At 62.2% G+C, this 17128-nt stretch carries 19 protein-coding genes and 1 pseudogene; 7 read left to right on the forward strand and 13 right to left on the reverse strand.

Going from position 1 to position 17128, the window contains the following annotated elements; translation table 11 throughout:
* The 8 genes and pseudogenes from BN1800_RS29335 to BN1800_RS29370 form a co-directional block, all read right to left on the reverse strand.
* Positions 1 to 1442, reverse strand: a 1442-nt coding sequence (locus BN1800_RS29335) for a heme lyase CcmF/NrfE family subunit (protein ID WP_143534151.1), incomplete at its 3' end; no start/stop codon positions are given.
* Positions 1439 to 1964 (reverse strand): annotated as a pseudogene (gene ccmE, locus BN1800_RS44105) (cytochrome c maturation protein CcmE). The pseudogene ccmE and the gene BN1800_RS29335, both read right to left, overlap by 4 nt.
* Positions 1961 to 3094: a c-type cytochrome biogenesis protein CcmI gene (gene ccmI / locus BN1800_RS29345; RefSeq protein ID WP_087002499.1), complete on the reverse strand. Its 1134-nt coding sequence runs from the start codon at positions 3092 to 3094 to the stop codon at positions 1961 to 1963. Before ccmI ends, ccmE begins: the two are co-directional and overlap by 4 nt.
* A 114-nt stretch (positions 3095 to 3208) precedes the next feature.
* A complete protein-coding gene (locus BN1800_RS29350) occupies positions 3209 to 3628 on the reverse strand; it encodes a hypothetical protein (RefSeq protein ID WP_087002501.1) in 420 nt (139 codons plus the stop codon).
* A gap of 119 nt (positions 3629 to 3747) precedes the next feature.
* Positions 3748 to 5148: a sensor histidine kinase gene (locus BN1800_RS29355; protein ID WP_087002503.1), complete on the reverse strand. Its 1401-nt coding sequence runs from the start codon at positions 5146 to 5148 to the stop codon at positions 3748 to 3750.
* The gene (locus tag BN1800_RS29360; RefSeq protein ID WP_087002505.1) at positions 5138 to 5809 is read right to left on the reverse strand and encodes a response regulator transcription factor; all 672 of its coding nucleotides are present in this window, start codon (positions 5807 to 5809) and stop codon (positions 5138 to 5140) included. Before BN1800_RS29360 ends, BN1800_RS29355 begins: the two co-directional genes overlap by 11 nt.
* 52 nt (positions 5810 to 5861) lie before the next feature.
* Complete coding sequence (locus BN1800_RS29365; protein WP_027507507.1) at positions 5862 to 6110, reverse strand: hypothetical protein; 249 nt, start codon at positions 6108 to 6110, stop codon at positions 5862 to 5864.
* A 270-nt stretch (positions 6111 to 6380) separates the two neighbouring features.
* Positions 6381 to 6833, reverse strand: coding sequence for an Lrp/AsnC family transcriptional regulator (locus tag BN1800_RS29370; protein ID WP_027507508.1), 453 nt, complete (start codon positions 6831 to 6833; stop codon positions 6381 to 6383).
* 121 nt (positions 6834 to 6954) lie between these two features.
* Between BN1800_RS29370 and BN1800_RS29375 the strand changes: the two genes are divergently transcribed.
* Entirely contained in the window at positions 6955 to 7932 is a 978-nt protein-coding gene (locus tag BN1800_RS29375; protein WP_087002507.1) for a nucleoside recognition domain-containing protein, read from the forward strand.
* Between the two features lie 35 nt (positions 7933 to 7967).
* On the opposite strand, the gene BN1800_RS29380 is transcribed toward BN1800_RS29375, so the two are convergent.
* Positions 7968 to 8276: a Dabb family protein gene (locus tag BN1800_RS29380; RefSeq protein ID WP_087002509.1), complete on the reverse strand. Its 309-nt coding sequence runs from the start codon at positions 8274 to 8276 to the stop codon at positions 7968 to 7970.
* A gap of 16 nt (positions 8277 to 8292) precedes the next feature.
* The gene (locus BN1800_RS29385) at positions 8293 to 8982 is read right to left on the reverse strand and encodes a hypothetical protein (protein WP_087002511.1); all 690 of its coding nucleotides are present in this window, start codon (positions 8980 to 8982) and stop codon (positions 8293 to 8295) included.
* A 129-nt stretch (positions 8983 to 9111) separates the two neighbouring features.
* Here BN1800_RS29385 and BN1800_RS43510 point away from each other — a divergent pair, with 129 nt between their 5' ends.
* A complete protein-coding gene (locus BN1800_RS43510) occupies positions 9112 to 9243 on the forward strand; it encodes a hypothetical protein (RefSeq protein WP_260307838.1) in 132 nt (43 codons plus the stop codon).
* A 318-nt stretch (positions 9244 to 9561) separates the two neighbouring features.
* Here BN1800_RS43510 and BN1800_RS29390 read toward each other — a convergent pair whose 3' ends face one another.
* Both BN1800_RS29390 and BN1800_RS29395 read right to left on the reverse strand, forming a co-directional pair.
* Positions 9562 to 10476, reverse strand: coding sequence for an SDR family oxidoreductase (locus BN1800_RS29390; RefSeq protein ID WP_087002513.1), 915 nt, complete (start codon positions 10474 to 10476; stop codon positions 9562 to 9564).
* A gap of 42 nt (positions 10477 to 10518) precedes the next feature.
* On the reverse strand, positions 10519 to 10992 hold the full coding sequence (locus BN1800_RS29395; protein WP_027507515.1) for a YcgN family cysteine cluster protein: 474 nt from the start codon (positions 10990 to 10992) through the stop codon (positions 10519 to 10521).
* A 185-nt stretch (positions 10993 to 11177) separates the two neighbouring features.
* Here BN1800_RS29395 and BN1800_RS29400 point away from each other — a divergent pair, with 185 nt between their 5' ends.
* The 3 genes from BN1800_RS29400 (at position 11178) to BN1800_RS29410 (ending at position 14841) form a co-directional block, all read left to right on the forward strand.
* Positions 11178 to 13316, forward strand: a complete 2139-nt coding sequence (locus BN1800_RS29400) for a transglycosylase domain-containing protein (RefSeq protein ID WP_087002515.1) — start codon at positions 11178 to 11180, stop codon at positions 13314 to 13316.
* Positions 13317 to 13709: 393 nt separating this feature from the next.
* Entirely contained in the window at positions 13710 to 14297 is a 588-nt protein-coding gene (locus tag BN1800_RS29405; protein ID WP_087002517.1) for a DUF1214 domain-containing protein, read from the forward strand.
* Positions 14290 to 14841, forward strand: a complete 552-nt coding sequence (locus tag BN1800_RS29410) for a DUF1254 domain-containing protein (RefSeq protein WP_027507518.1) — start codon at positions 14290 to 14292, stop codon at positions 14839 to 14841. Before BN1800_RS29405 ends, BN1800_RS29410 begins: the two co-directional genes overlap by 8 nt.
* A 9-nt stretch (positions 14842 to 14850) precedes the next feature.
* Here the strand turns inward: BN1800_RS29410 and BN1800_RS29415 are convergent, their stop codons facing one another.
* Positions 14851 to 15030, reverse strand: coding sequence for a hypothetical protein (locus BN1800_RS29415; protein WP_027507519.1), 180 nt, complete (start codon positions 15028 to 15030; stop codon positions 14851 to 14853).
* Between the two features lie 515 nt (positions 15031 to 15545).
* On the opposite strand from BN1800_RS29415, the gene BN1800_RS29420 reads away from it, so the two are divergent.
* Positions 15546 to 15752 (forward strand): hypothetical protein, encoded by a 207-nt coding sequence (locus tag BN1800_RS29420; RefSeq protein ID WP_087002648.1) that lies wholly within the window; start codon positions 15546 to 15548, stop codon positions 15750 to 15752.
* A 228-nt stretch (positions 15753 to 15980) separates the two neighbouring features.
* Positions 15981 to 16994 carry a DUF2336 domain-containing protein gene (locus BN1800_RS29425; RefSeq protein ID WP_087002519.1) on the forward strand — a complete coding sequence of 338 codons (1014 nt, stop codon included), beginning with the start codon at positions 15981 to 15983 and terminating at the stop codon, positions 16992 to 16994.
* Positions 16995 to 17128: the final 134 nt, after the last annotated feature.

Below are 17128 nucleotides of genomic sequence, written 5' to 3' on the forward strand. Positions count from 1 at the left end.
ACATGCGCCTTAACCTTGCCGATGCCGGCGCGATACCAGAGATCGGCAACGGCGCCGAAGACGAGGAACAGCCCGGCCGCCAGCCCCAGCACCGACAGCACCGGCCCGCCATGCTCGGCATAGAAGAAGACGAGCGCCGCGACGAAAGCGAGGCCGGCAACCACATAGAGCCGCTGCAGCGCGCCCAGAAGATCGCCGCGCTTCCAGGAAAGCAGCGGTCCGAAGGGCACGACAAGCAGCAACGGAGCCATCAAAAGCCCGAAGGTCATATTGAAGAACGGCGCGCCGACGGAGATCTTGTCGCCGGTGAGCGTCTCCAGCAGCAGGGGATAGAGCGTTCCGGTCAAGACGGTGCCGCAGGCAACCGTGAGGATCAGGTTGTTGAGCACCAGCGCGCCTTCGCGCGAAATCGGCGCGAACAGACCGCCCGCGCTCAGACGCGGTGCACGGAACGCAAACAGCGACAGCGCGCCGCCGATGAAGATCATCAGAATGCAGAGAATGAAGACGCCGCGGCTCGGGTCGCTCGCGAAGGCATGAACCGAGGTCAGCACCCCGGAGCGCACCAGGAAGGTGCCCATCAGCGACAACGAGAAGGTGAGGATCGCCAGGAGCACGGTCCAGATCTTCAGCGCCTCGCGCTTTTCCATCACCAGCGCCGAATGCAGCAGTGCGGTTCCGGCAAGCCATGGCATGAAGGAGGCGTTCTCGACCGGGTCCCAGAACCACCAGCCGCCCCAGCCGAGTTCGTAATAAGCCCAGTAGGAGCCCATGGCGATGCCGAGCGTCAGGAAGGTCCAGGCGGCCAGAGTCCAGGGCCGCACCCAGCGCGCCCAGGCGGCATCGATCCGGCCTTCCATCAATGCTGCGACGGCAAAGGAGAAGCACACCGAAAAGCCGACATAGCCGAGATAGAGCAGCGGCGGATGGATCGCCAGCCCGACATCCTGCAGCACCGGATTGAGGTCGCGGCCCTCGGCCGGTGCCGGGTCGAGGCGGGTAAACGGGTTCGAGGTCAAGAGGATGAAGAGGATGAAGGCCGCCGAAATCCAGGCCTGCACCGACAGCACGTTCGCCTTCAGCCTGTCCGGTAGATTGCGGCCGAAGAGCGCCACCAGCGCGCTGAACAGCGCAAGGATCAGCAGCCACAGCATCATCGAGCCTTCGTGATTGCCCCAGACGCCGGAATATTTGTAGACCAGCGGCACCAGCGAATGCGAGTTCTCCCAGACGTTCTTGACGGTAAAGTCGGAGACGACATGCGCATAGGTCAAAATGCCGAAGGAGAAAGCCACCAGCGCAAAGAGCACGACGGAACCGAGTGGCGCCACATCCATCATCGCCTGATCGAGCCTGCGTGCGCCGATAACCGGCACGATCGAAAGAACGATCGCCGTGGCCAGCGCCAGAACGAGCGCGTAATGGCCGATCTCGATGATCATTGCGTGCCCTCGCCTTCCTTCCAGAGACCCTGCGCCTTCAACCGGTCGGCAACGTCCTTGGGCATGTATTTCTCGTCGTGCTTGGCCAGCACCGTGTCGGCGATGAACTCCCGGCTGTCGGCCGCAAACTTGCCTTCGGTCACCACCCCCTGCCCTTCGCGGAACAGGTCGGGCAGGATGCCGGTATATTTGACCTTCACGGCATCGCCGCTGCCGTCGGTGAGGGCAAATTCCACCGTCGAGCCGGCGCCGCGCACCACGCTGCCCTCGCCGACCAGCCCGCCGAGGCGGATGCGCGTTNAATTCCACCGTCGAGCCGGCGCCGCGCACCACGCTGCCCTCGCCGACCAGCCCGCCGAGGCGGATGCGCGTTTCCGGCGCCACCGGCGTCTTGGCAAGATCGGCCGGCATGTAGAAATAGGCGACCGACTGGCTGAAGGCGAACATGACGAGCAGCACCGCGGCGAGGATGAAGCCCATGCCGCCGCCGATCACCGCCAGACGCTTCTGCTTGCGCGTCATTCCGTCTCCCCCTCCGCCGCAACGCCGAGCTCACGCCCCAGCGCAATCAGCTGCCTGCCCTCTTCGCCATCCGCCGGAAACACTGCCAGCCCGCGCTTCAACGCGCTCGCTGCGCGATCCTTATCGTTCAGTACGGCATAGGAGCGAACGAGCCGCATCCAGCCCTCGAAATTATTGGGATCTGCCGCCAGCTTGTGATCTAGGCTTTCCACCATGCCGCGGATCATCTGCTGTTGGTCGCCGGTGCTCATATCCTGGGCTGCCGCGAGGTCCTCCTCCGTGGGATTGCCAAGCGCCGTGCCGTCCGCCGCCGGAGCACCACCGTTCTTTGCGATGTGCTCGTTGACGAGCGGCAGCCACGGCGCATCGGCCGGCGATTCCTTTGCTAGCGCCTCGAAGGCTGCCTTGGCCTCGGCCGCCTGCCCCGCCTGCTCCATACTCAGCGCGACGTAGAATTTCGCACGCGGGTTTTGAGGCTCCAGCGTCAGCGACTGCTCGAGCACCTTGCGGGTTTCCTCGGTCACGACACCGTTCGCGCTCGCCATCAGCGTTTCGGCAAGCCCGTCGAGACGGATCGGGCTCGGCCCAAGCAGCCGGATCGCATTGCGGTACGCCTTCTCCGCATCGGCGATCCGCAACGCATTGTAATAGATAGGCGCCAACACATCCCAGCCCTTGCCGTCCTCCGGATTCGCCGCCAGATGCCGCTCCGCCTTAACGATCAGCACCGCCATATCGTTGCCGGGGTTTTCCAACCGCGCCGCCAACGGCCGCGACGGCAGTTCCGGCCTGCCCATCGCGATGTAAAGACAGAGCCCGAGAACCGGCGGCAGCAGGAGAACGAAGGCCTCGCTGAGGCGGTGGTGCCGTGCAAGTTTGGTTACCGCCTTCGGCTCGGCAGCCGAGACGGCAATCAGCCTGCGGCCGATTTCCGCCCGCGCATAATCCGCCTCGTCGGCCGAAATCAACCCGCCGGCCAGATCGCGGTCGAGTTCGCGCAGCTGATCGCGGTAGACCGCCGCCTCGCCGGCACGGTCGTCGTCGGCCGCCGTCGCGCCGCGCAAAAGCGGATAAAGCAGGAGGGCGGCAACAGCCGCCGTCATCGCGGCCACCAAAATCCAGAACATCATACCGGCCCAAATACTTGAAGCGCGGGGCCATTCCAACTGGCAAAGCCAGAATGACGAAGATTTGAGGCGTTTGGCCGCATTTTAGAAGGAAGTTATGTGCAGAACCGGCCAAATTCAGCCGAGCGGCGACCAGCTTCCGTCGCTGTTGCGGCAGGCCGCGCCGCGCGCGATGGTATCCTTGCTGTCCGCAGTCAGCGTATGCGTGTATTGACGGCAGTTCTGCGAACCAACCTGATAAGGTGCGGCCGCCACAACCTTGCCGCTTACATCGCGTCCGCTCCAGACGACCGGCTGGCCAACGGCCGCGCCTTCGAGCGCCCGATATTCGGCTTCGAGAGCCCGTTGTTTGTCGCTGTCGCTCAGCTGCACGCCGCTGCGGCCGGCAATCCCGCCCTGCAGTGCCGTAATGAACGCCGCCGATGCCGAAGGTTTGCGGGAAAACAGCCCGCCACCACCCTTCGCGGTCGTGCACGACGACAGCGCAACGGCAACAAGAAGCGAGGAAACGATCAGAGCATTTGGTCGTAACGTCATTCGGTCAAACCAGCATCGGGGTGTCGAATCGGTGCCGTCAGATGCGCATCGCCCCTTGTCGGCATTAAGGCAAAGCATGCTATGCAATTGCCTATGTCTTTGTGGCATCAAGCAATTGTTCATGCAACATCCTTTGTGACGCCGGGCAAAATCAGCCGCGCCTTGAGGCCGCCCCACTCGCCGCGGGAGAGCTCGAGCCGGCCCTGATACTCGTTGGAGATCTCAGTGACGATCGAAAGCCCGAGGCCCGTTCCCGGCTTGCTTTCGTCCAGTCGCCGCCCGCGCTTGAGCGCCTCGCGGATCTGGTCGGGCTCCAGGCCCGGCCCGTCGTCCTCGACGACAAGCTCCACCCAGTGCCGCCGCGCGCTCGCTTCGGCGCCCTTTACATCTCCTGTTACTTCAGCAGCGCTCAACCGCACCTTCGTCGTGGCAAAGCGCGACGCATTCTCCAAAAGGTTGCCGACGGTCTCTTCCAGATCCTGCTGCTCCATGGCGACGGCGAGATGTGGCGATATGCTGAGCTCGAATTCCTTGTCGACGTTGAGCCGCCGCATCACGCGCACCAGCCGCTCCAGCGCCGGTTCGGCGTCGGTTCTCGCCAGCACGGATTCGCGTTGGGCGGCAATGCGTGCCCGGTTGAGATAGGATTGCACCTGTCCCTGCATCGCTTCCGCCTGGCTGCGCACCAGGTCGCCGTGCGGGCGTTCCAGAACCCTTGCCTCGTTGAGCAGGACCGCAATCGGCGTCTTCAGCGAATGCGCCAGATTGCCGACCTGCATCCGCGCGCGCTCGACGATGCGCCGGTTGCTGTCGATCAGCGCATTCACCTCGTTTGCTAGCGGCAGGATTTCTCGCGGGAAATCGCCCTTCAGCTGCTCGCTCTCGCCCGCCCGGATGCGCTCCAGCGCCGCGCGCGCTTTGTCGAGCGGCTTCAGGCCATAAAGAATGGCGAGCGCGTTGACGATCAGGCTGCCGACCCCGAAGCCGGCAAGCGCCAGGTAGAGACTGTGGGAGAAGTTGCTGACGTCGCTCTCGACGACCTCGACATTGCCGCTCACCCTGAAGCGCGCCGCGCGTCCGTCGGTGTCGAGCACGACTTCGGTTTCGGCCACCTGTACGCGGTTTCCCGTCGCGTCCGTCACCTGGTAGTAACGCTCGTAGTTCTTGTCGAAGGGCGCTTCCAGCACGGAGGGAACGGGGATCGTCGCCGATCCCAGCGACGGCGAAACCAGCGGGGCTGCCGTATAGGTCCCAAGCGGCTCCACCACCCAATACCAGCCGGTCCTCGGCTGGGCGAAGCGCAGGTCGCCAAGCTGCGGGCTGCCGCTCAAGGCGCCCTGGTCGCCGATCGTCACGGAATTGATGACGTTGTAGAGCTGGGCGCGCAGCAGATCCTGGAAACCGCGTTCGGCGCTGCGGCGGTAAAGCGTGGAAATCAACAGGCCGATCACTACAAGCGCCACGGTCGACCAGACGGTCGTCAGAAGCAGAACGCGTGCGGTGAGCGACTTAATTCGCATTGTTCGGCGCTTGGATGCGGTAGCCGAGACCGCGCACCGTTTCGATCAGGTCCACGCCCATCTTCTTGCGCAGGCGGCCGACGAAAACCTCAATCGTGTTGGAATCGCGATCGAAATCCTGGTCGTACATGTGCTCGACCAGTTCCGAGCGGGAAACCACCTCGCCCATGTGGTGCATCAGATAGGCGAGCAGCCGGTATTCATGCGAAGTGAGCTTCAGCGTCACGCCGTTGACCATCGCCTTGGAGGTCTTGGTGTCGAGCCGCACCGGGCCGCAGATGATCTCGGAGGAGGAATGCCCGGCCGCGCGGCGAATCAGGGCGCGAATGCGCGCCAGCACTTCCTCGACATGGAAAGGCTTTGTCACGTAATCGTCAGCCCCGGCATCGATGCCGGCGACCTTGTCGCTCCAGCGATCGCGGGCGGTCAGGATTAGAACCGGCATGCCGCGCCCCGCGCCGCGCCATTTTTCGATAACGGTGACGCCGTCCATCTCGGGCAGGCCGATGTCGAGGATGATCGCGTCGTAAGGCTCGGTGTCACCGAGGAAATGCCCTTCCTCGCCGTCGAAGGCCTGGTCGACGACATAGCCCGCCTCCTTCAGCGTGTCGGCGAGCTGCCGGTTCAGATTGACGTCGTCTTCGACTACCAGAATGCGCATCGGTCCGCTTTCACCTCGACTATATCACTGGTGCTTCATAGGCCGATTCCGCCTACATCGGAACCCTGACGGTCACCTTCCGCGGCCGCTGGCCGTTGCCCTGGACGAGAACGGTGATGATACAGGTGTTACCGGATGGCTGCACGGACAGAAGCTGTCCGCCCGTCTGCTCGACGACCTGCTCGGCCGCCGCGCTGCAATCGCCCGCGACGCGCACGATCAGAGGGCGCGAGTCGTCCGGCGAGGGCGCCGGTGCCGCCAGCCCAGCGGCCAAAGCTACGACGCTCAAGAGAGAGGCCATGTATATGCTTCCAACGTAATTCCAACTTGCTCCGACTATGTACTCACGTGACCTGAATGGCAAATGAATGCACTGTAAAGCCGGGCCTTTAGAACAATTCTGGACTGTATTTTCCCAAGGCGTTTCGCAGCCGAAAGACGAGAGGGGGACGCCCGGAACCAAGGGCACCCGCCACGGAATTCGCGGACTTCGGTAGAAGCTGCCCCGGCTTTCGAAGGATTTTTGAAGGCTGCTTCGCGCCTGAAGCGGTCGGCTGGAAACGGCATACGATCATAGCCAAATCGCCGTTTCTTCCTTGGCGGTTCGAATGATCATCATGGTGAAGAAGCGGGCCACATTGGTCTGATCGCGAAAAAGCCGCTCGCAGAGTGCGTCCAATTCTTCCATGTCGCGCAGACGCACCATCAGAACGACGTCGGTTTCGCCCGTCACGGCATAGGCTTGTGAAACGGCCTCTTCTGAAGCCGCGATTTCCAGGAAGCGGCGCATGTGCTGCTCACCGTGCAACTTCAGCTCGACGGTAATCAGCGCCTTGATCCTGCGGTCGGCCTTGGTGGGATTGAGGATTGCTACAGTCCTGTCAATGAAACCTGATTTGCGCAGCCGCTGCACACGGCGCAGACAACTGGAGGGCGACAGGCCTACTTCCTCGGCCATGTCGACATTGGTGCGCGATGCGTCGCGCTGCATCAGGTTCAAAAGCTTCCGGTCGATCCGATCCATGTTCTCATCTCATCCATCAGTCACGTCTTTGCAATAAAATTGCACCGATCTGCAATCTTTGACCACAAATTCGAAACAGCCAAGGGTAGCAGGATTGAGGCAACCGCTATGGAGGTCTCGCATGCCGTTCTTGATGCCCATCTTACGCACAACCCGAGAAACCCTCGAGATTTACTGGGTGCTTGTCCGCGTCATGGTTCCCATCACGCTTCTGACGGAACTGCTGGCGAGAATGGGCGTGATCAAGGCCGTGGCGCCTGCATTTGCGCCCGTCATGCACCTGATTGGCCTGCCGCCGGAGCTCGGGCTGGCGTGGCTGACAGGAATGCTTGTCGGTATATGGGGCGCGATCCCGCTGATTTTCGCGCTGATTCCCGCATCCTCGCTGAGCGTGGCGGACGTCACCGTGTTCTCGGCGCTCATCCTCTTCGCGCATGGCCTGCCGACCGAGCAGAAGATCATCCAGCAAGCTGGACCGGGGATGATTGTGACGACGCTGCTGCGCATCTTGGGCGGCCTGCTCTACGCCTTCCTCCTCCATCATGTCCTCGTGGCCACGGGGTGGCTGCAGGCTTCGGTCAACCCGACCTGGATCCCCATGAGTGCCGCGGTCAGTTGGGCTGCATACTTCTGGGCTCTTGCCGAGACCATGATGTGGATGCTGGCAATCCTTCTCCTTCTGTCGTGGAGCCTCGAACTCATACGGATAATCGGGCTATTAGACTTGATGATGAAAGCCCTATCGCCCTTGTTGCGCCTTGCCGGCATCCGTGGCGAAGCAGAGCATCTCACCGCTGTCGGCTTATTCCTGGGTATTTCCTACGGTGCCGGTCTTCTGATCCGCGAGGCGCGATCGGGCGCAGTATCGCCGCGCCAGGTCTTTCTCTCGTGCGTGTTCATGGGCTTCGCGCACAGCGTGATCGAGGACACGATCCTCGTGATCTCGCTCGGCGCGGATGTCTACGGCGTTCTCTTAGGTCGTGTCGCTTTCGCCATAGCGGCAACCGCAGTGATTGCCGCTCTGCTTCGCCGCCTTTCCGATGAGACATTTTTCGCGCAAGTTTTCCGACCGCCGCACGCGCAGCCAGAAGGAGGATAAGGCCCGCAGTGCCGTCTCGAACCATCAATCGCAAATCAGCCGAACGGCTTTCTCACCGCTGTTTCGACATCATAATCCGCCGCAACCCGCATTCCCCGGACCGGCCGCACCAGGTCGATCGAGCGCTGGTAGTCCGGATGCGCCTTGTAAGCCGCAAGTGCCGCTTCGTCGTCGAATTCGCCGTAGACCACTAGGTCGACATCGGTGCCGAACTGGTCGGTTTTCACATTGGTACCGATTTCCAGCAGCCGCGCATGCGGTATCGCCGTCAGCACCGAAAGCCCGGCGCGCACCTTTTCCAGGTTTTCCGCGCTGGCGGTGAAGAAAACGATATGGCGGATCACCGGGGCACTCCTTGACTCAGTCTCGACAAAGCCGTGCGATAGCACGCACGATCCACCCCTTCAACCGCTGCCAGACGCCCGGCGCGGCCTCGCGGCGCAAAGCCGCATGGAAGGCCTTGCCGTAACCGGCGAGCTTTTCCGCCCGGTCCGTGCCGTTGACGATGCGCCGCGCGTTCATCCAGTCTTCCTTTTCGGCGTTCAGGTGATCGGCCAGCCTGTGCCCGGTGAAACTGCCCGCCACCATTCCTTCGATCAGGATCGTCACGGCGGCCGGCATCTCCATCGACCGGTCCGGCTCGGCGACGAGATCGATGCCGGTCACCCTGCTCATCGCCTCGTAATTGCGCTTGTGGGTGAGTTGCACCAGGCCACGCCCCAACCAGCATTTTCCATCCTCGTCCGGTTTCCAGTAGACTGTCTTCACCCAGGAAAGCCTGCCCGCCGCATAGGCGCGATCGAGAATCTCGACCGCCCTTGCATCGCTGTCGGCCAGCGTCTCGCGCACCGGCTGCATCGTGAAGGCCGTCTCGTGGAAAGCCGTCGCCATTATATAGGCGAGCCAGCGCCAGTCCGCCTCCGGCATGCGCGCCTCGAAGTAGTCGAAAATCGCCGCCATGCCCTCGACTTGGCCGTCTGAAAGGGTGCCTTTGAACAGGCTTTGCCGCACGGTGTCGAAGAAGAATGTCCGGTCGATGTGGATAACCATGAAATTCGTCCTGGTCCTAATCGATTAAAATAATTTCAATCGTTTAAAGCACTTAAGCCCCTGATTTACACCGCATTTGGCCTATGTCATTCGTTATCTGTCGAAGCTCGCCGAAGGACAGGAGACCGAATGCAAACGCCCGCCAACAGCCAGCCCACCATTCCCCAGCACCTCGTCGACCAGATGGAAAACGAGTGGCGCCAGATCCGCCCGGAGCGCGAAACGCCGCGCCCGGCGCCGCAGCCGCCCAAGCAGCGATAGACCCGTAAAACACAAAAGGCGACACGGCGGATCATTCAAATCCCCCGCACCCTCGGTTCGCCGCCGCCGTCGAAGATCAGCGCCGTCAGCGCCCAGACGAGCGCGTCCACCGCGCCGTTCGGCCAGACGCAACTTTGCCGCCGCCTCGTCGCCATCGTCAGCCGTCTCCGCCACCTTGCGAAGCTCGACGAAGGCGGAAAACTGCACCCGCATCTCCGCGTCATCTGGTTCAGCATGATGCGTAGCTTCTCACCGGGCACCGCCTCCGCGCCTGCTCCTCGCTCCAGCCCCCGACCACCTCGCCCGCTGAGCCCACCCTCACCGATACCCGGTAGCATCCGCCTCTTTCCCCGCCTCCATCACCTCGTCCATGTACCGCCAGCAGTCCGGCCGCGAGCCATCCAGATCGTTGAAACCATAGATCTTCGCGAGCCCGCCGCTCGACAGCGATTGGCCGTTCCAGCGGGCGCGGTCCGGGTCGGCGGCAAGGGCTGCGACGGCGCGGCCGGTGAAGCGCGGGGTTTCGGAGATGACGAAATGCGGCTGCACCGTCGCCGCCTCCCGCCAGTTCTCCTCGCGCACCTGATAGGCATCCAGCATCATTTCCGAGCGCATCCAGCCGGGCGTCAACGCAACGGCCATCGCGCCATGTGGCGCAAGGTCCTTGGCATGCGCCCAGGCCATGCGGATCACGCCGGTCTTCACCAGGTCGTAATAGGGGTTCAACCGGTAATGCGTGGCGTTGTATTCCGCGGTTCCGTCGGTCAGCTCCACCAGCAAGCCGCCCGGCCGCTCGATCATCAGCGGCAGCGCGTAATGGGCGGTGATGAGATGGGTGTCGATCGCCAGCCGCAGCATGTGCAGCCCCTTCTCCAGCGAATGCTCCCAGACCGACTTGTTCCATTCCGTCAGCTTCTCTCCGCCCCAGATGTCGTTGACGAGAATGTCGAGCCGTCCTTCCTCGCGGCGGATGCGCGCTACCAGCGCCTCGACCTCGGCGGTCTCCAGATGATCGACGCGCACGGCAATGCCCCTGCCGCCGGCGGCCGTTACCATTTCCGCCGTTTCCTCGATCGTCTCGGGCCTGCCGTACTCCGATTGCCGCTCCCGGGTCGTGCGGCCGGTCACATAGACGGTCGCGCCCGCCGCGCCAATCTCCACGGCAATCCCGCGTCCGGCGCCGCGCGTGCCGCCGGCAACGAGTGCCACCTTTCCCTTGAAGTCTGCTGCCACTGTCCCGTCCTCTACGCTAGAAAAGCTTCCGCGACGCCTGGACTACCCCTTCGCCCGCTCGCCGCCGCCCACCGTCAGCGGCCAGTCGACGACATAGTCCTCCAGGTCGTCCGGATCGATCTCCGTCTCGCTGATCGTCCGCCCTCGGGCGGAGATGCCTGCCTGGTGCACGGTTTCCGGATCGCCAGAGACCAGCGGATGCCACCAATAGAGGTCGTGGCCCTCGTTCACCAGCCGGTAGCCGCAGGTCGGCGGTAGCCAGGCGATTTCCTGCACGTTCTGTTTCGTCAACTGCACGCAGTCCGGCACGAAATCCCGCCGCTTCTCGTAGTTCGAACAGCGGCAGCTTTCGCCGTCGAGGAGCTTGCAAGCGACCGAGGTGAAATAGACGTCACCCGAGTCCCACTCCTCCAGCTTGTTGAGGCAACAGAGCCCGCAGCCGTCGCAGAGGCTTTCCCATTCCTCGCTGTTCATTTCATTCAGCGTTTTTCGCTTCCAGAAGGGTACTTCGTTCATCATCCGTTTTCTTGCAACAGCGCCCGCAAATTCGCGTGAGACGCCTTCAATTCTCTTGTTATCGGCCGCTAAATCAACCAATTATTCAGCATGCTTCGTTTATCGAAGAGCGCAATGCCGAAAGATGGCTGTGCTCTGACGCCTGGCTCGCCAGCCGTCAAGCGCGATCGGGCGGGAAGAAGAACGTGCAGGATCCGGACAATCCAGAAAAGCGCCCGCGCAAGAGCCGGCACATCCTGCTGAAGATCGATTCCTGGATCGATTCCAGCCTCTGGAATGCCGGCTTCCGTTCCGCCGAGATCTGGGAAGACGTCACCATCTTCTTCCGCCGCTTCCGCGTGCGCGGCTGGAAACGCATCGTCTTCGAACTTGGCGGCGAAGCATTGACGCTCGGGGCTGCCGGTTCGGTGCTGATGCTCCTCCTCGCCCAGCCTGCGCTAGAGGCTACCAAGGAAGATTGGCGCAATCGCGGCGATTTCGCCGTCACCTTCACCGACCGCTACGGCAATGTCATCGGCCACAGAGGCGTCATCCATCAGAATTCGCTGCCGATCGACGAATTGCCGGATTCGCTGATCAAGGCGGTGCTCGCCACCGAGGACCGCCGCTTCTTCGACCATTTCGGCATCGATTTTATCGGCCTGTTCCGCGCGATGAGCGAGAATGCGCGGGCTGGCGAGGTCGTCCAGGGCGGCTCGACGCTGACGCAGCAGCTTGCCAAGAACCTGTTTCTGTCCAACGAGCGCTCGATCGACCGCAAGATCACCGAAGCCTTCCTGGCGCTCTGGCTCGAAGCCAACCTGTCGAAGAAGGAGATCCTCTCGACCTATCTCGACCGCGCCTATATGGGCGGCGGCACTTTCGGCGCGGCGGCGGCGTCGCAGTTCTATTTCGGCAAGAACATCACCGACGTGAACCTCGCCGAGTCCGCCATGCTTGCCGGCCTCTTCAAAGCGCCGGCGAAATATGCGCCGCACGTCAACCTGCCGGCGGCGCGTGCCCGCGCCAACGAAGTACTCACCAATATCGTCCAGAGCGGATTGATGACCGAGGGCCAGGTGATTGCCGCCCGCCGCAGCCCGGCGACGGTCGTCGACCGCAACGAGCAGGAATCGCCCGACTTCTTCCTCGACTGGGCCTTCGAGGAGGTGCAACGCCTCGCCGCCCGCTTCCACCAGCATTCGCTGATCGTGCGCACGACGATCGACATGGGCATCCAGAAGGCTGCGGAAGACGCGGTCGAGACGTCGCTGCGCGAATATGGAGAGTCCTTTCATGCCAAGCAGGGCGCGATGGTGATGCTTGAAAACGGCGGCGCAGTGCGCGCCATGGTCGGCGGGCGGGACTACGGCGAAAGCCAGTTCAACCGCGCCACAAGGGCGCTGCGCCAGCCGGGCTCCTCCTTCAAGGTCTTTACCTATGCGGTGGCGATGGAGAGCGGCATGACCCCGCAGACCACCATCGTCGACGCGCCGATTTACTGGGGCAACTGGAGCCCGCACAACTATGCTAACCGCTATGCCGGCCGCGTGACGCTCGAAACGGCGATCGCGCAATCGATCAACACGATCCCGGTGCGGCTTGCCAAGGACAAGCTCGGCATCCAGCCGATCCGCGCCATGGCCAAGGCGATGGGCATCGAATCGCCGGTGCGCAACGACGTGACGATCCCCATCGGTACGTCGGAAGTCACCGTGCTCGACCAAGCGACGGCTTATGCGGTGTTTCCGGCAGGCGGCTACCAATCTCGCCGGCATGGCATCGCGCAGATCCTCGATTACGGCGGAGACGTGCTCTACGATTTCGACCGCGACGAACCTGCTCCGAAGCGTGTGCTGTCAGAAAAAGCCGACACCTACATGAACCAGATGCTGACCCGCATCCCCTATTTTGGCACCGCCCGCAAGGCAGCGCTCGACAACGGCATCCTCACCGGCGGCAAGACCGGCACGACGCAGGCCTATCGCGACGCCTGGTTCGTCGGCTTCACCGGCAACTACACCTGTGCCGTCTGGTTCGGCAACGACGACTACACCTCGACGAACAACATGACCGGCGGTTCGCTTCCGGCCATGACCTTCAAACGCGCCATGGATTACGCCCACCAAGGCATCGTGCAGCGCGCCATTCCCGGCGTCGAAACCCCGGCACCGCCGGCCAAGGACACAGCCAAGACCGCCGCCGCCAAACCCGAAGACAGCATCCCCCAGCTTATCCGCCCCCGCATGCTCTCGGTGGAATCGACCAGGATGCTCAAGGACCTCGGCGAAAAACTGAAATCCGCCCCGCCGCTCGAAGCGCAGAAAGTGGCGAGCGCGGGGTAGGTTTCACTGCAAGGCTGATGGTGGCGGCGTGTTTGCCCTCATTTTTGTACCTGTCACGGGAATGAGGGAAATTGGGGGAAGCGCAGCGAAAACAGCAACGTCCCTGCGGACGTAACGCTTCTGAAGAAGTAAGCGCTTGCCTGATACTCCTCATCCCTATGCTCGTCACAGGAATCCAACCGGCTTGGGTCCGCAAGCCGAGAAGACTCAAACAATCGGCCTGCATCTTGCCCTGCAGCCCATGAAGATACCAGTGCACAGTCCAAAACCCCAGCAGGCGGCCTATCACTCCGATCCTCCAGCCCATATTCCGCCGCGCCCCTCACCCGCACCATTCCACCCTGCCGGAAACAATGCTAACCCTTTCACCTGATTTGTTTCCAAGGGCATGCAGTGTTTCGATTCCCGCTTTTTATCGCGATCACGCTGATTGTCGCTTTCGGCGGCGGGATCGTGGTTTCGCTTTACGCGCTGGACGCGACGCAAGGGTTCGGCGCGTTCAAGCTCGGGGCCTGGGAGGCCTTTCCCGAGCTGCAGACGGCCGATGCCGATCCTTACGCGAAATCCCACCGCGCCCGCGCCGGCAAGCTGCTTTATGGCAGCGCCGAGGGACTGACATTCACGGCAAGCGTCGACGACGGTGGCGACCGGCTGAACGCGGCCTGCAGCTACCGCATCAGCGGCCAGACACCGCCTGCCCGGCTGTGGACGCTGTTCACATCGGACAACAGCGGCAATCCCGCCTCAGTGCGCCCCGGACTGCCTGCGGCGCTGAATTCCTGGACGGTGCTCCGCCAGGCCGACAGCAGCTTCACGATCGACATTTCCGCCAATGCAAAATCGGGCAACTGGCTGGCGCTACCCGCTGCCGGCACGTTCCGGCTGGTGCTGACGCTCTTCGACACGCCGACTGCCGGCAGTTCGGGCGTCATTGACCTTGCCATGCCGAAGCTTACGAAGATCGGATGCGGCAATGCTTAGGCTGATATTCGCGATCCTGGCCGGCCTCTTCGGCGCCGCACTGCTGCATCTCGTCATTATTCTCGCGCTGCCGCACTATACCGGCAGGGACGCGCAGACCCGGGTACTTGCTGAGGGTAGTCCGAACCGTTTCTATCTGCTGTCGGCGCAGAACGACGATGCGGGGCTTTCAAGCAGCGATCCTTTCGTGCGCACCGCCGTCTGCGCCTTCGATCTGGAAAACAATCCGGTGCGCTTCACGGCGAAAGGCAACGTGCCGTTCTGGTCGATTGCCGTCTATGACGGTGCGTCGAACGAAGTCTTCAGCATGAATGACAGGACGTCTGTGGGGGGAGCGCTGGATGTTCTTGTCGCAACGCCGATCCAGCTGACCGGTTTGCGTAAATCCCTGCCAGCGGAGCTGCAGCCGACCATTCTGGTCGAAATGCCCCATCCGCAAGGCTATGCGGTGCTCAGAACGCTTGCGCCGCAGGCAAGCTTCGACGAGGCAGCCAGAAGCTTCCTCGCGGGCGCTGGCTGTGAGGCCTATGCACCCGTCGACTGAGGCGTCGCCTCACTCGTTCTCGACGCGGTTCTCCACACGCGATGCGCGTTGCGCCGGGTGCTTCGGCATCTCAGGAAGGCGCTCGTAACGCACGCCCGTGAACAGCAGGATCTGAGCCTTGACCGGCTTCTTCTCCCTGCGGCGTGGCGCCCGCGGCCGCCGGTCCGCCAATGCGACTACTATGGCCATTCTCGTCTCCATGCACTGCCCGAGACGGATGAACGTGAGCGGATTTCACCCTGCCCGCCTGCGCGGGCCAGCGCGTCCTGCGGTGCGGAATATTCCAGACCGAGGGCATTCGCGCCTTTCTCACGGCACCTATTCGACCGTGAAGCGGAATCTTGACGACTGAAGCACTCAATCGCGCCGTTCCTATCCGAATTGAGACACACGATAGTTAACAGTTTACTAATATTTCAGGCTCGCGGCGTCTGCACGACACCGCTTATTAAACGCCGTTACCGGCCGTTTGGTTTCAAGCCGCGTCAAACAAAAACAGAATTATAATTTTCCATCGATTTCAATGACTTGAAAGAGTGCGTCACCCAAAATGCCGGAAGCGTCGCCTGTTGCATATTTACGTCACAAAAATATTAATTGTAGTCGTCCCATTTGGGCGTATCGTTATCTTGCCGGTCGAGTTTCAGGGCAACGGCCGGTTGGGAGGCCATGCATGCTCTTGCCGTAAGAACGGAGGGCAGATGATGTCTTTATTGTTGAACTCGTCATATTCCCCGGAAGACCTCGATGTGCTGAGATGCGCATTGGACGCGTGGTGCGCGGAAAAGCGGATCGACATCAAAAGTGCGGAAGCGCGATTTGCCGCCTCTGCCGCACTCGACCTTTACCAGGCAGGCCATACCGATAGCGAAAAGCTGCTGGCGGCCATGCGCTCGCACAAGGGTCTTTGAATTGCACCCAGGGGAACGTTCGCAAGCGCCTTGCCGCCGCAAGGTGCTTTTCGTTGCGCCGGCGACCCCTCCTGGTGCACGCTATGCGTGCACCATCGTCTCGCATTTGACTAAAATCTTCAGCAACCGTTAACCCTGCCGGTGTAGGATTTGTTCATCTTCGTATGGGTTGATGTGCGTTCCGCCAGCGCATGGAAGCCCCAAGTTCCGCGTTTCCAGGGTGTTCGTGTGCGTGACCGGTTTCGAGACCTAGAAGGCCCCTTGGCCATCCGGAAAAAGGATGTGGTATTGATGGCGACCATCAGCAGCTTCGAAGGATTGGCGCATCCAACGCGATCCGAGCTGCGCCAGTTCGCCGAACTGTTCATGCCGCTTTTCCAGGCCTCCTCCGACGAAGCGCGCCGCCAGGCGGTTGCAGCACTTTCCCAGTGCGAGAACATGCCGCCGGCGGTTGCCCTCTTCATCGGTAGCCAGCCGATCGCGATCGCCGCACCGTTCCTGACGGCCTCGCAGGCGATCGACGACGATACGCTGATCATTATCGCGCGGTCGCAGGGCGCCGCACATGCCAGGGCGATCGTCAGCCGCGACAGCCTTTCACCGAATGTCATCGACGCCCTCGTTGCGCTGCGTCAGAGTGCGCCTGCAGCCATTTCCGAAGAACCGGCCGAGCCGCTTACGCCGCCGCCGACCGCTGCCTCGATGGAAGCCGCCGAATTCGCGGAACGCATCGCCAGCGAAGAGGCGATGCGCGAAAGGATCAAGGGTCTTGCAGGACATCTTGGACGCAACGACGGCGACCGCCTCGGACTGCGCACGCTGTCCGGCATCCAGGAGGCGCTGCTCGTCCGCTTCGCCCGTGCACGGGAGGCTGGGTCCTTCGCGACGGCACTTGCCGATGCGCTCTCCACCAGCCGCTGGCTTGCCGAGCGAATCATGCTCGATATCTCCGGCCAGCAGCTCGCAACGACACTGACCAGCCTCGGCATGGGCTTTCTCGATACCGTCTTCGTGCTGGAAAAACTGTACCCGCATCTTGCCGAGCCACAGCACAACGTGACCCGCGCCTGGATGGTACTGGATGCGCTCGATCCGGAAGAATGCCATCAGCGGGTCGAAGCCTGGCGCCGCGCCGACAGCTATACCTACAAGCCGCAAGACCAGGCGCGGGCCGAGCAGCCTGCCGCTTCCGTGCGCCAGGTGCCGCCGGCGCGCGATATCCGGATGGTCGGCCGCCGGTAGGAACTTTACGGGCTTAGGTAGATCCTCGCATGGGAATATCTGTGTCAAGTTAGTTAAAACATATCGTCATCCTCAAAGTATCGGTTCCAGGTTCCAATCCAGACTGTGTGACGCGGCTCGTTTTGCCGAGCCCT

It is taken from the genome of Rhizobium sullae, assembly GCF_900169785.1.
In the GTDB taxonomy this organism is placed as follows: Bacteria; Pseudomonadota; Alphaproteobacteria; order Rhizobiales; family Rhizobiaceae; genus Rhizobium; species Rhizobium sullae.